Source organism: Cytobacillus sp. NJ13 (assembly GCA_030348385.1).
Taxonomy (GTDB): Bacteria; Bacillota; Bacilli; order Bacillales; family Cytobacillaceae; genus Cytobacillus.
The window spans coordinates 5,190,719-5,203,557 of record JAUCFP010000006.1; the positions used below are offsets into that span (position 1 = coordinate 5,190,719).

Here is a 12,839-nt window from a genome sequence, read left to right on the forward strand (position 1 = left end):
AATGAATCCGACTAAAGCAACAGATTTGAATTTAACAACTCAGGTGCAGGATGACAAATTAACCGAAAATAAGGTATCTGAAATTAAGCTTGCTTTAAGGCAGGAGCCTGAGGTGCAAAATTTGGCCAGGTCCATCGATGAGAAGGACCAAATTCAAATACTTGAATTCGGTAAAGAGCCTGCTGTCCAGATTTCCCGCTTTTCCGATCAGATACTGAGCAACATGAGAACAACCAAGGTTGAAGATTCAGGTGAGCTTTTAAAACAGCTCGGCAGAATTATGGACAAATTTGACAAGAAGGATTTCGAGCAGGGATCAAAAGGGATCTTTGGCAAGCTTTTCAAGCGCGGAGAAAAGATGATTGAAAAGCTTTTCGGAAAATATCAGACAATGGGCGCGGAAATTGATAAAGTTTATGTTGAAATTTCCAAATACCAAAGTGAAATGGTTGATTCCACAACCATGCTTGAACAAATGTATGAGCAAAATTATCAGTACTATCTGACGCTCGAAAAATATGCTGTGGCAGGGCAGATGAAAGCCGACGATTTAAAAGCCAATCAGCTTCCTCTGCTGGAAGGAAGGGCGGCCCAGGGGGATCAAATGGCTTCGATGCAGCTGGATACGTTAAGAAATGCCATCGAATTGCTGGAGCAAAGAGTATATGATCTTGAAATGGCTAAAATGGTTGCCCTTCAGACAGCACCGCAAATCCGGCTGCTGCAGCGGGGCAATACTAAGCTGATCGGCAAGATTAATTCTGCATTTGTTACCACTATTCCAATCTTTAAAAATGGCCTGATTCAGGCAGTGGCAGCAAAGAGACAAAAGCTTGTTGCAGATTCAATGAGCGAGCTGGACAGACGGACAAATGAAATGCTTGTGCGCAATGCCCAGAATATTTCTAATCAAAGTGCTGATATCGCAAGATTGGCAGGCGGTCCGAGCATTAAGATAGAAACCATTGAGGAATCCTGGAATATCATCATGAAAGGTATGCAGGAGACAAAATCAATAGAAGAAGAAAACAAGCGTTTACGGCAAGATGGAACCAGGAGACTGGAACAGCTGCAGGACAATTTTAAAAAAATGAAGCAGCAGGGTTAGGCAGCTGCTCATTTTAAAATAAAATATAAATTATTGATGAGGTGGAATTGAAATGGCAATAAATCTTCAAAAGGGCCAGCGTGTTGACTTAACTAAAGGAAATCCGGGATTATCTAAAATTATGGTAGGATTAGGCTGGGATCCAGTACAAAAAAGCGGAGGCGGCGGTCTCCTGGGATCTTTATTCGGAGGCGGCGGTGCAAATATCGACTGCGATGCTTCTGTTATTATGCTTGGTGAAAATGGAAAGCTTAAGAGTAATAAAGATGTTATTTATTTCGGTAATTTAAAAAGCAGCGATGGAAGTGTACAGCATTCCGGGGACAATCTTACCGGAGCGGGAGATGGAGACGACGAGCAGGTAATGATTGATTTAAGCAGAGTGCCGGCACACGTTCACAAAATGGTTTTTGTCGTAAACATCTATGATAGTGTAAAAAGAAAGCAGCATTTTGGAATGATTCAGAATGCATTCATTCGTGTCGTAAACTCGGGAAATAATCAAGAATTGATTAAATACAATCTTACAGATGATTACAGCGGAAAAACTAGTTTAATTGTTGGTGAGATTTATCGCCATGGAAGCGATTGGAAATTTGCTGCAGTTGGCACTGGAACGGCTTCTCCCGGCCTGTCAGATGTTGTGCGTTCATATTCATAAGAAAGATAACCATTGGCAGGGGCCCGAAATTTCTCGGGCCCTTTTTGAATTTTCATTAAATTTTCCCATCATTTGTTTCCTTCAATTCCTTCCTGCCTATGTTATAATTTTAATAGTTTACCAGAACGGTTAAAGATTTTACTCCATTCAGGCAGTTCCGCAGCTTTTACACTTCATAGAGCTCTGTTGCCCGCAAATTATACATCTTAGAATAGCAGAAGGGGCTTTTAAAATGCGCAAAATGGTACTGACATTTACAATCATGATGGTTTCCCTTGCACTGCTGGGGAATTCTCAGGCAGCCATGGGCGGGATAAAACTAAAGGATTATCCGCACTCCTCCCAGCTTAAAGAGTTTCTCAGTTTAAAATCTCCACGCCAGCTTGGCGACATCTTTATATTGCCGCTCGAACCTTTTGATGAGGGGGAGGCTGCAGAAATGATTTCCCGAGTGGATAATCTGCCCGCTTCCCTGCTGTCCAAAATAGAGGATCAAGATATCAAGGTTAAATTATTCGTAGGAAAGCTTACTGATAATCCTACAGCCCAGCACCTTGAAGGGGTAATTCCCCGCGGCTATACAGGGGGTACCACCTGGGATGATGTCCCGGGGATTGGCGGGGCAAAAACAGTCCTTGTTAAAATAGGCTACAGTGATAAGGGGAAAGGCCATGGGTCCGTTAATCTGGAACTTCATGAACTTGCCCATTCTGTTGATCGCCATGTTTACAATGGCATCCGATTTAATCAAAAATTTCTCTCTGTCTGGAAAGCCGAGAAAGCTAAATTGTTCCCGGGTCAAAATTATTTTCTTTCCTTCCCTGAAGAATATTTCGCTGAGGCTTTTGCCATGTATTTTGCAGGAGGGGAATCCAGGAAATTATTAAGAGTGAATGCTCCGAAAACCTATGATTTTATAAACAAATTAAACTAAGTTTACCCCTGTAGAAAAAAACAGGGGTTTCTTAAAGTTTTTTATCGGATGTGAAACTTCCGGAAATTCGTGTACAATATTATTAGTATTTAAAAAAAGGTTGGGTTGAAATGAAACAATATTTGGATTTATGCAGGCATGTTTTGGAAAATGGTACAAAGAAAGAAGACCGTACAGGGACAGGGACAATAAGTACATTTGGCTATCAGATGCGCTTTAACCTTCAGGAAGGCTTCCCATTGGTAACAACAAAAAAATTGCATTTGAAATCCATTATCCATGAACTGTTATGGTTTTTAAACGGTGATACAAATGTAAAATACCTTCAGGAAAATGGTGTGAGGATATGGAATGAATGGGCTGACGAGGAAGGCAATCTTGGGCCGGTTTATGGTCATCAGTGGAGATCCTGGACAGGTGCCGATGGAAATACAGTTGATCAGATCAGCAGCCTGATTCACCAGATTAAAACAAATCCCGATTCCCGCCGGCTGATTGTAAATGCATGGAACGCAGGAGAGATTGAAAAGATGGCTTTGCCGCCTTGCCACTGCATGTTCCAGTTTTATGCTGCAGATGGAAAGCTATCCTGCCAGCTCTATCAAAGATCTGCAGATGTCTTTCTCGGAGTGCCGTTTAATATTGCCTCCTATGCTTTACTGACTATGATGGTTGCACAGGTGTGCGATCTGGAGCCTGGTGAATTCGTTCATACTTTCGGTGATGTGCATATCTACCAGAATCATATTGACCAGGTAAACCTCCAGCTGAGCCGAGATCCCCGAAAGCTTCCAAAAATGATTATTAATCCGGATGTGAAAGATATTTTCAGCTTTAAGTTTGATGATTTCCAGCTGGAAGACTATAATCCCTACCCTCATATTAAAGGGGTTGTCAGTGTATGATTTCTTTAATGTGGGCTATGGATGAGAATCGTGTGATCGGCAAGGATAATAAACTTCCCTGGCATCTGCCTGAGGACTTAAAGTTCTTTAAAAGAACTACAATGGGGCATCCGATTGCCATGGGACGCAAAACCTGGGATTCAATCGGAAGACCTCTGCCAGGGAGAGAGAATATTGTTATTACCCGGAATAAATCCTTTTCCTGTGAAGGATGCACAGTTGTAAATACGGTTGAAGAGCTCCTGAAGTACAGCGGTGAAAGGGAAGATGAAATCTTCGTCATAGGCGGTGCCGAGATTTTTAAAGCCATTCTTCCTGCAGCTGATCGTCTCTATCTGACTATGATTTATGATCAATTTGAAGGAGACACATACTTTCCGGAATTAGACATGTCAGAATGGGACCTCTTATCAAGGGAGAAGGGCACCAGGGATGAAAAAAATCCATATGATTTTGAATTCCTCATTTATAAAAGAAAATAACCTTAAAAGCAGCTCGCACCGGCGGGCTGCCTTTTTAATCATTTAAACTTTAAACATATTGTGAAAGGAACCTGATTATTATATTTGTAAACCATTCCAATACCTGGAGGTCAATATGCTTCGATTAATAATCTTTTTTCTGTATATGGGCGGATATTTGGTTTATAGCCTGCCTGCACTATCCCGCATGAGGAACCTGAATGCAGCGCTCCCTGTTGATGAACGAGACCGCATCATCCATAATGTGCCGCAGAAGTGGTCCAGGACAATAATGAAAATTTCAGGCTCTCAAGTGGAAGTTACGGGGCAGGAATTGATTCCCAAGGGGCCTGTTGTCATTGTTTGCAATCATGAAGGGGATTTTGATATTCCAGTCCTTCTTGCATCTATTCATAAACCTTTTGGTTTTATTTCAAAAGTTGAAGTTAAGAAAGCACCCATTATCTCTTCATGGATGAAAGTCATGAACTGTGTTTTTATTGATCGCAGCAATCGCAGCAAGGCTATCAATTCTTTAAAGGATGCTGCATTGCTTTTAAGGCAGGGACACTCTCTCCTGATTTTCCCGGAAGGAACAAGAAGCAAGGGCGGGCAGGTAGCGCCTTTTAAAGTGGGCGGATTCCGGCTTGCACAGGATGCAGGAGTTCCGATTGTGCCAATTTCTATTAAAGGAACAGCCGATGTCTTTGAAAAGAATGGGAGGCTTATAAAGCCGGCTAAAATAGAAATCCGGGTGTGTAAACCTGTGAATTCTAAGATTGTTAAAGATATGGATGCAAAGTTTCTTGCTCAGGAAGTAAGAGAAATAATCTGCAGCAGCCTTACAGGCAAGAAGATCGCGTCATAAGAAGAAGGCCCCTTTTTAGTCAGGGGCCTTTTTCTGTCATTATTTAAGCGGTAAATTAAATTAGAAATTGGGATTCACTAAATAATCTGTCAGCTTCTGAATCATTCCATGGTATTCTTTGGGATCGCAAAACTCTTCTGCTGTAAAGTTGGTTTTTACCCACTGTATTAATTCATCAGCACTGTTGAAGTACTCTCCGCTCGTGTCGCTTTTCCGAATCATATACCGGCCATTATCTTCATCCAATGTTACTTCCACAGGCAAAGCGCTATCCAGACTGCATAAAGAAAACTCCATTCCTGCACCCCTTTGAGATATAAATTAACTTTTGCTTATTATATGTCGGTTTGAGGGATTTCTACCCTTAAAATAATTCGAAAAATGTAAATTTTAAAAAAACCCAATTGAAATCATGATTTGTCATGGTATAATGTACAAATTAATAACTTGTAAAGAAGAGGGTGGCAAAATGGAACAGAAGGTAATGACAAAAAAATGGGTGCAGTTGGAAGATATTTTGATTGCATACCAGCAGCTAAAGGATATTGTTGCCCATACACCTTTACAGAAAAATGAACGTCTATCAGAAAAGTATGGGTGCAATGTCTATCTAAAAAGAGAAGATCTTCAGCATGTCCGCTCATTTAAATTAAGAGGTGCCTACTATAAAGTTAAATCTTTAACTGCAGTGGAACTGGAAAATGGTGTAGTCTGTGCAAGTGCAGGGAACCATGCACAGGGAGTCGCCTACGCGTGCAGGCATCTTGGAGTCCAGGGGAAAATTTTTATGCCGGCAACCACACCGAGGCAAAAAGTAAGTCAAGTGGAGCTGTTTGGAAGGGACTCAGTGGAAATCATTCTCGTAGGAGATACTTTTGATGATTCCTATTACGAAGCACTTAAATGTGCAGAGGCGGAAAGCAGGGCATTTATTCACCCATTTGATGATGAAATGGTGATTGCAGGACAGGGGACAGTAGCGGTGGAAATCCTTAATGACTGTGAGGAGCCTGCAGATTTTGTTTTTGCGAGTATTGGCGGAGGCGGATTAATGGCCGGTCTGAGCACTTACATAAAAAGTATATCACCGGAAACACAGATGATTGGAGTAGAACCGGCAGGAGCACCATCGATGAGTGAATCAATCAGGGTTCAAACAGTAGCACCTCTCGATGAAATTGATAAGTTTGTAGATGGAGCGGCAGTAAAATGTGTCGGTGAAAAAACCTATGAGATCTGCAATGAGCTTGTTGATGACATTTTCATGGTTCCTGAAGGGAAAGTGTGTACGACGATCCTTGAATTATATAATGAGCATGCGATTGTGGCTGAGCCTGCCGGTGCGCTGCCAATAGCCGCACTTGAAATGTGCAGGGAGCAAATCAAAGGGAAGAATGTCGTATGTGTGATCAGCGGCGGCAATAATGATATTGGACGAATGCAGGAGATAAAAGAGAGGTCCTTGCTTTATGAAGGCCTGCTTTACCACTTTATTGTGAATTTCCCTCAGCGTGCGGGAGCATTAAGAGAGTTTCTTGACGAGGTTCTTGGCCCAACAGATGATATTACACGGTTTGAGTACACGAAGAAAAATAATAAAGAAAATGGTCCAGCCCTTGTTGGAATTGAGCTGAAGCATAAAAAGGACTATAGTGACCTCATTTTGAGAATGAATAAAAAAGGATTCTCATACAAAGAAATAAACAAAGACAGTAACCTTTTTCATCTGCTGGTATAAGTAACCGGATGACTTGGCAGCTTCATATTACTTATTATGATTTGTGACTGAAATATGAATTTTTATGATATCTGTGACATTTCCTTTGAAAAGTACTATAATCGTATTAGATTCAGAAGGGAAGTACTTTAAAGGGAGATGTGAATATGCTTTCAAATATTGGTGTTCCGGGATTAATTTTAATCCTTGTTTTGGCGTTAATCATATTCGGACCCAAAAAACTGCCGGAAATTGGCCGTGCTTTTGGTGAAACACTTAGAGAATTCAAAAAATCCACCCGTGACCTAACGAGTGACGTAATGGAAGAACTTGAACAGGATTCTAAGAAAAAAACGGTTAAATAAGGTGTAAGGATATACTTCTTGCGCCTTTTTGTTTTGGTTTCAGATACAGCAGGCTGGGCCAAAGCCTGGTTTTTTATAAAATTAGCAGGAGAATTGTATGGAAGAAAAAGAGTTAAATTTAGTCGAACATCTAGATGAATTAAGAAAAAGACTCATTATAACGGCATCAGCATTTATCCTGTTCTTTATTGCAGGCTTTGTTTTTGTGGAGGATATTTATAAATGGCTGGTAAGAGATCTGGACGTCAAATTGATTGTCCTGGGCCCAAGTGATATTATCTGGGTTTACTTTATGCTTGCTGCGGTCATTGCGGTTGCAGGGACAATTCCCATTCTGGCTTTGCAGATTTGGCTGTTTGTCAAGCCTGCTCTGACAGCAGCTGAGCGGAGGATTTCTCTTTCTTACGTGCCGGCGCTTTTTATTTTGTTCATTATTGGCCTTTGCTTTGGCTATTTTGTCATTTTCCCCACCGTATTAAGCTTTCTTGTTGAATTGGGTGGAGAAATGTTTGAGGCCAATTTCACTGCGGATAAATATTTCCGCTTTGTCCTTAATATGACATTGCCTTTTGGAGTTTTGTTTGAACTCCCTGTAGTCATCATGTTCCTGACTTCGCTTGGAATCATTAATCCTTATGTACTTACTAAAATCAGGAAGTATGCTTATTTTGTCCTTGTCGTGATTTCAGTTGTTATATCACCTCCTGACTTTATGTCTGATATTCTTGTCACTATTCCATTGCTTCTGCTTTATGAAATAAGCATCAACTTATCAAAAATTGTCTACAAAAGAAAGCTGAAAAAGGCAGAGAATTCAGGAGAGGCATCTTCTTAAAAAAATTAATCAGATAGCATAATCAGACACATTTCGAGCCAAATTTGGGGTATAATATAAACAAACGGGTAAAAAAGAGGATTGATATTTTGCTATTTAAAAGCCTAGAGTTCAAAAATGCTGTTGGACAGAAGGTAAAAATTATTGAAATTCCTGTATTGGCAAAAGATAGCCCTTATTATTTTATGATCCAAGTCCGTTTGAAAACTTTTATTGCGGCCACTAACGCCAATGAGAAAACACTTAAGAACCATTCTTTTAGAGAATATCTAAAGAGAGTTTTAAAGTGGCCCGTCTATGAAGAGATTTTTAAGACTCCAGAATTAAAAAATAACGCTTAACAACTTTGATGCCGGCAGCCAGCCGGTATTTTTTTGACCCCTTGAGGAGGAGAAATACAGGCTATATATTTATTGCTTTATTTGTATTTTGCTTGAATGTATAATATGAACTAATTGTTAATGCAGGGGAAGTGAAAGCATAATGGCTAAAATAAAAATTGTTACAGATTCTACAGCTGACCTATCCAGCGAATTGATTGAAAAATTCGATATTGAAGTCGTCCCGCTATCTATTCACATAGAAGGTAATACATACTTAGACCGGGTTGATATTACTCCATCTGAATTCATGAAAAAAATGAAAGAAGCGGACGAGTTGCCTAAAAGCTCACAGCCTCCTGCGGGAGTATTCGCTGAGGTGTATGACAGGTTTGGTGACCAGGGCTATGATATTCTTTCTATTCATATGACTGGCGGAATGAGCGGTACTGTTCAGTCAGCAGAAAGTGCAGCAGCTATGTCACATGCAAATGTTACAGTGGTAGATTCAAGATATATTTCCAAAGCACTGGCTTTTCAAGTATTGGAGGCTGCAAAAATGGCCAGCGAAGGGAAAAGTATTCAGGAAATTGTCAGCCGGCTGGAAACCATTCGCATAAATACTAAATTGTTTGTAGTAGTGGATACGTTAGAAAATCTTGTAAAAGGCGGAAGAATCGGCAAAGGCAAGGCCATGATCGGTTCCTTGCTGAATATAAAACCAATTGCCTCGCTTGAAGGCGGTGTATACACACCTGTCGCCAAAGTAAGAAGCCATACCCAGGTTGCCAAATATTTGGCCAAGCAATTTGCAGAGGATATCAAAGGGAAAACAATAAAAGGTGTAGGCCTTGTCCATGCAGAAGGCATTGAGTTAGCTTCTAAACTGAAGAAGATGATTGAAGAGCTGGATGCTGCTTCAGAGATTGAAATTGAAGAAACAACTCCAATTATCAGTACACATACGGGACCAGGAGCAATTGGATTTATGTATCATCTGGAAGATTAATAATACGGGCGCATGGCTTATAAGGCTATGCGTTTTTTTTGCTGGATTAAATGCCTGCACTTCTAAAACTTTGGCGTTTTTAGAGGATTTCAGCAGAATTTTGCCGAAAAAGGTTAGATAGCTACTTAGAAAAAAGGAATCGGTGACTGCTATATGAAGGATCAAATAAAAAATCTGCCTTTGTTCAGAAAAGTGCTGTTATTCTCCTTCCTCATCTCTTTCTTTGTCACGGTTTTTACAGCAGGCATCAGCTTTATGGTTGAAACCCGGCAGCTGGAGAAGCAGCTTACAGATAGAGTGACTGACATGGCTTCTCTTTGGAGCTCTGTTATAGCGTACGAAGATGTTGAAAAAGTAAAGGAATATCAGGATCCGTCCGATCCTGCTTATAAAAGGCTGCATCATCTTATTTCATTGGTAAATGAAAAGGCAGCCTTTTCAAATGCATCTCTGATTATGCCGGAAAAAAGTGATAATAATTCGGTAAAGTTATTAGTAACTTCCAAAAGCTTTGAAGAAATGGGCCTGGAATCATTTTCACTTTATTCGGCAGGTGACGAATTTACAGATGGTTTAACGGCGGCAGTGCAGAAAAAAAGCTCTGTATCCAGTGAGGTTTATGAGGATCAGTTTGGCACCTGGGTTTCTGCCTTTGCACCTATAGAGGATCCTAAAGGAAATATAATTGCCATATTATGCATAGATATTGATGCAGCTGTGCTGAAATCGATTCAAAGAGATTTAGCCCTTTATTTATCAGGTTTGTTTTTAATCATTATCTTTTTAGTATATTTTGTTTTGAAGCGGGGTCTTACAAAAGTATTAGAGCCAATCAATGATATTATTTCGGGTTTTAAGGAAGTCAGCAGCGGTAACTTTAACGTAAAGTTAAAGCCTTCTAATCAAGCAGATTTAGGCATTCTTTCTGAGAGATTTAACTTTATGACAACCCGGCTGGCTATCCTTTTTGAAAGGCTGTCTGCCACTTCCGAGCAATTTGGGACAGTTCAAAGGAATACTCCCTCTTCACATCGCTTTGAAGAAGCAATAGGGGAAATGGAGCATATCATGGAAAGGACAAAGATTATTAAGGAGCTGCAAAGAGCTGAAAAGATGAACGCAATTGGCCAGCTTGCTGCTTCGGTGGCACATGAGATCAGAAACCCAATGACAGTGGTAAAAGGATTTCTCCAGATTTTTCTGGCCAAGGAAGAAATGACCGGAGAAGAAAAAATGTACATAAAGCTTATGATTGATGAGATGGACAGAGCAGAAACAATCATAAACGATTATTTATCACTTGCCAAACCTGATTTAGAACAAGTGGAGGCGATCAATGCCGGAGAACTTGCTGCCAGTGTAATTGATTTAATGAACTCATATGCCATGATGTCAAAAAATATATCTGTTGTTTCGGAGATATCTGAAGGAATATGGATACAAGGGAATGCAAGTGAGTTAAAGCAGGTTTTGATCAATATTTATAAAAACGGCATTGAAGCCATGAAAAATGGGGGCTGTTTGTCGCTTTCAGTATCCAGTGAAGGTACATATGGTGTTTTTGAAATTTCTGATACTGGAATCGGTATGACAAAGGAAGAAATGGATAGATTGGGTACCGCTTTTTATTCTTTGAAAGAAAAGGGAACTGGAATGGGCCTGCTGGTGTGCTACCAGATTGTCGACCGGATGAAGGGACGTATTGAGGTTAATAGTGAAAAAGGAAAAGGAACGGTTTTCCGGATATTCATTCCGCTGGCTATTGATTAAATTTATAGACTTCTATCCTATAATTAATTGAAAATATTTGCCATTCTTGTTTATCCCCCGAATAAAATGAATTATGGGGGTGTAGGGTTGATGAGAAAAAATGTCCTTTTATTCAGTGACTTTGGAATAGATGATTTTGTTGCGGTGATCTTTGCCTTTTTCTCAGAAGAAATCAATATCGTGGGGATTGTTGCTGATTATGGAAATGTATCCAGAGAAGATGCCATCCGAAATGCTGCATACCTTCAAGAAGTAACTGGACACAAAGATATTCCTGTATTCAGTGGAGCCGAGCTGCCTTTAACCGGGGAAGTTCCAGTATATTATCCGGACGTCCACGGTTTAGAGGGACTCGGCCCAATTGTGCCGAATCTGGAGTATTCAAATATCCTATTTGAAAATTTCGGTGATTTTAAAGACCTGATCCAGAAGTATGAAAATGATATAATCATAGTAAATGTAGGCAGACTTTCTTCACTGGCTGCGGCATTTATTCTTTACCCTGGACTCATGAGTAAAGTCAGTGACTTTTATATAATGGGAGGGGCATTTAATGTTCCCGGTAATGTGACACCAGTGGCTGAAGCAAATTTTTATGGTGATCCGTATGCGGCTAATGTTGTGTTTGTGAATGCACCGAAGAAAATTCATATCTTTCCTTTGGATGTAACAATGTCTGCGATCATTACACCAGCAATTGTCGACGCACTTAATGCCTATTATCTGTCTGTACAAAATAAAGTAGGCTTACTTCTTAAGCCTATGGTGGATTATTATTTTAATTTTTATAAAGAAACCTATCCTGGCATAAGCGGCAGTCCCCTGCACGATTTGTTAACCTTTTGGGCAATGCTTGAAGGAGCTGAAATTCAATACATGGATGTCCCGATAAAAATAATTGTCGACAGAGGAGAGGCGTTTGGCCAGAGCATTGGAGATTTTAGGAATGTACCTCCTGAAGATAAGATGAAATACCGGATTCATCGTATTGCTGTGCAATTTAATTATTCAAATTTTATCAGGACATTTTATGAGATAATGACCAATCATAAAACGAAAACACCCTAAAAGGAAGTGTGTATTTGCGAATGCTTCCTGCTTATCCCGCTATTTCTTAAAAATGAGGCAAAAGCTTCTATTCACAAGTTTGTCACAAGTACTTCTTTCTTCTTTCAAGAATATTTGCTAAAATTAGCATCGTAACTAATTAAAGCAGGTGAATGTATGAGAAAAAGAGTATTTGCTATTATCGTTTCAGCTTTTATGCTAATAGTCCTTTCAGCATGCGGACAGAGCGGTATAAAGGATGCGTTAAACTGGGAACTTGCAGATTTTAAGTATACAAATCAGGACAATAAGGAATTTGGTTTAAAGGATCTTGAAGGCAAGGTATGGGTTGCGGACTTTATTTTTACAAACTGTGAAGATGTATGTATGCCAATGACAGCTAATATGAAAAAGCTTCAGGATTTGGCCAAGAAGGAAGGCATTGAAAATATTGAATTTGTTTCTTTCAGTGTTGACCCCAGCGTTGATACACCTGAGGTATTAAAGGAATTTGCATCTACATACAATGCAGATTTCAGCAATTGGCATTTTCTGACAGGTTATGCCCAGGAGGAAATTGAGAAGTATGCTATGGAATACTTTAAAACCATTGTGAAAAAGCCGCAATCAGGCGATCAGGTTATCCATGGAACTGATTTTTATCTTGTTGACCAGAACGGCAATGTAATGAAATACTATACTGGACTTAATGAAATTCCATTAGATGAAATAATGAATGATATTAAAGCCTTGCAATAGACCTTGGAAAAGGTCTATTTTTCTTTTCGGATAAGCCTGGGAACCTTCCGGGCAAAGCAAATTATTTTTAATAGTAAAGT

Annotated in this window: 15 protein-coding genes; 14 read left to right on the forward strand and 1 reads right to left on the reverse strand. The window is 39.9% G+C overall.

Translation table 11 applies throughout. The features are described from left to right. Position 1: 1 nt before the first annotated feature. From QUF73_25710 to QUF73_25735, 6 genes are all read left to right on the forward strand, one after another. Complete coding sequence (locus QUF73_25710; GenBank protein MDM5229514.1) at positions 2-1,108, forward strand: toxic anion resistance protein; 1,107 nt, start codon at positions 2-4, stop codon at positions 1,106-1,108. 52 nt (positions 1,109-1,160) lie between these two features. Next, positions 1,161-1,769 carry a TerD family protein gene (locus tag QUF73_25715; protein MDM5229515.1) on the forward strand — a complete coding sequence of 203 codons (609 nt, stop codon included), beginning with the start codon at positions 1,161-1,163 and terminating at the stop codon, positions 1,767-1,769. A 232-nt stretch (positions 1,770-2,001) separates the two neighbouring features. Next, positions 2,002-2,703, forward strand: a complete 702-nt coding sequence (locus QUF73_25720) for a toxin (protein ID MDM5229516.1) — start codon at positions 2,002-2,004, stop codon at positions 2,701-2,703. A gap of 110 nt (positions 2,704-2,813) precedes the next feature. Then, positions 2,814-3,608, forward strand: a complete 795-nt coding sequence (locus QUF73_25725) for a thymidylate synthase (protein MDM5229517.1) — start codon at positions 2,814-2,816, stop codon at positions 3,606-3,608. Beyond that, entirely contained in the window at positions 3,605-4,090 is a 486-nt protein-coding gene (locus QUF73_25730) for a dihydrofolate reductase (GenBank protein ID MDM5229518.1), read from the forward strand. Before QUF73_25725 ends, QUF73_25730 begins: the two co-directional genes overlap by 4 nt. Positions 4,091-4,205: 115 nt before the next feature. Next, positions 4,206-4,937 (forward strand): lysophospholipid acyltransferase family protein, encoded by a 732-nt coding sequence (locus QUF73_25735; GenBank protein MDM5229519.1) that lies wholly within the window; start codon positions 4,206-4,208, stop codon positions 4,935-4,937. 60 nt (positions 4,938-4,997) lie between these two features. Here the strand turns inward: QUF73_25735 and QUF73_25740 are convergent, their stop codons facing one another. Then, positions 4,998-5,234, reverse strand: a complete 237-nt coding sequence (locus QUF73_25740) for a hypothetical protein (GenBank protein MDM5229520.1) — start codon at positions 5,232-5,234, stop codon at positions 4,998-5,000. A gap of 172 nt (positions 5,235-5,406) precedes the next feature. On the opposite strand from QUF73_25740, the gene ilvA reads away from it, so the two are divergent. The 8 genes from ilvA to QUF73_25780 all read left to right on the forward strand — a co-directional run bounded on the left by ilvA (position 5,407) and on the right by QUF73_25780 (position 12,759). Continuing rightward, positions 5,407-6,675, forward strand: a complete 1,269-nt coding sequence (ilvA, locus tag QUF73_25745; GenBank protein ID MDM5229521.1) for a threonine ammonia-lyase IlvA — start codon at positions 5,407-5,409, stop codon at positions 6,673-6,675. A 146-nt stretch (positions 6,676-6,821) separates the two neighbouring features. After that, positions 6,822-7,019, forward strand: a complete 198-nt coding sequence (locus QUF73_25750; protein MDM5229522.1) for a twin-arginine translocase TatA/TatE family subunit — start codon at positions 6,822-6,824, stop codon at positions 7,017-7,019. A gap of 97 nt (positions 7,020-7,116) precedes the next feature. After that, positions 7,117-7,854, forward strand: coding sequence for a twin-arginine translocase subunit TatC (gene tatC / locus QUF73_25755; protein ID MDM5229523.1), 738 nt, complete (start codon positions 7,117-7,119; stop codon positions 7,852-7,854). Between the two features lie 89 nt (positions 7,855-7,943). After that, positions 7,944-8,195: a DUF2535 family protein gene (locus tag QUF73_25760; protein MDM5229524.1), complete on the forward strand. Its 252-nt coding sequence runs from the start codon at positions 7,944-7,946 to the stop codon at positions 8,193-8,195. 142 nt (positions 8,196-8,337) lie between these two features. Then, positions 8,338-9,183 (forward strand): DegV family protein, encoded by an 846-nt coding sequence (locus QUF73_25765; protein MDM5229525.1) that lies wholly within the window; start codon positions 8,338-8,340, stop codon positions 9,181-9,183. A 153-nt stretch (positions 9,184-9,336) separates the two neighbouring features. Continuing rightward, positions 9,337-10,953 (forward strand): ATP-binding protein, encoded by a 1,617-nt coding sequence (locus QUF73_25770; GenBank protein MDM5229526.1) that lies wholly within the window; start codon positions 9,337-9,339, stop codon positions 10,951-10,953. Between the two features lie 90 nt (positions 10,954-11,043). Beyond that, positions 11,044-12,021, forward strand: a complete 978-nt coding sequence (locus QUF73_25775; GenBank protein MDM5229527.1) for a nucleoside hydrolase — start codon at positions 11,044-11,046, stop codon at positions 12,019-12,021. A 156-nt stretch (positions 12,022-12,177) separates the two neighbouring features. Beyond that, entirely contained in the window at positions 12,178-12,759 is a 582-nt protein-coding gene (locus QUF73_25780; GenBank protein MDM5229528.1) for an SCO family protein, read from the forward strand. The last annotated feature ends 80 nt before the right edge of the window (positions 12,760-12,839 follow it).

Excerpts from the sequence above, each read along its gene's own strand:
- QUF73_25730 (MDM5229518.1), top strand. The coding sequence starts at position 3,605 with ATGATTTCTTTAATGTGGGCTATGGATGAGAATCGTGTGATCGGCAAG.
- QUF73_25740 (MDM5229520.1), bottom strand. The coding sequence starts at position 5,234 with ATGGAGTTTTCTTTATGCAGTCTGGATAGCGCTTTGCCTGTGGAAGTA.
- QUF73_25750 (MDM5229522.1), top strand. The coding sequence starts at position 6,822 with ATGCTTTCAAATATTGGTGTTCCGGGATTAATTTTAATCCTTGTTTTG.
- QUF73_25735 (MDM5229519.1), top strand. The coding sequence starts at position 4,206 with ATGCTTCGATTAATAATCTTTTTTCTGTATATGGGCGGATATTTGGTT.
- QUF73_25765 (MDM5229525.1), top strand. The coding sequence starts at position 8,338 with ATGGCTAAAATAAAAATTGTTACAGATTCTACAGCTGACCTATCCAGC.
- ilvA (MDM5229521.1), top strand. The coding sequence starts at position 5,407 with ATGGAACAGAAGGTAATGACAAAAAAATGGGTGCAGTTGGAAGATATT.
- QUF73_25710 (MDM5229514.1), top strand. The coding sequence starts at position 2 with ATGAATCCGACTAAAGCAACAGATTTGAATTTAACAACTCAGGTGCAG.
- QUF73_25725 (MDM5229517.1), top strand. The coding sequence starts at position 2,814 with ATGAAACAATATTTGGATTTATGCAGGCATGTTTTGGAAAATGGTACA.
- QUF73_25720 (MDM5229516.1), top strand. The coding sequence starts at position 2,002 with ATGCGCAAAATGGTACTGACATTTACAATCATGATGGTTTCCCTTGCA.
- QUF73_25770 (MDM5229526.1), top strand. The coding sequence starts at position 9,337 with ATGAAGGATCAAATAAAAAATCTGCCTTTGTTCAGAAAAGTGCTGTTA.
- QUF73_25775 (MDM5229527.1), top strand. The coding sequence starts at position 11,044 with ATGAGAAAAAATGTCCTTTTATTCAGTGACTTTGGAATAGATGATTTT.
- QUF73_25780 (MDM5229528.1), top strand. The coding sequence starts at position 12,178 with ATGAGAAAAAGAGTATTTGCTATTATCGTTTCAGCTTTTATGCTAATA.
- tatC (MDM5229523.1), top strand. The coding sequence starts at position 7,117 with ATGGAAGAAAAAGAGTTAAATTTAGTCGAACATCTAGATGAATTAAGA.
- QUF73_25715 (MDM5229515.1), top strand. The coding sequence starts at position 1,161 with ATGGCAATAAATCTTCAAAAGGGCCAGCGTGTTGACTTAACTAAAGGA.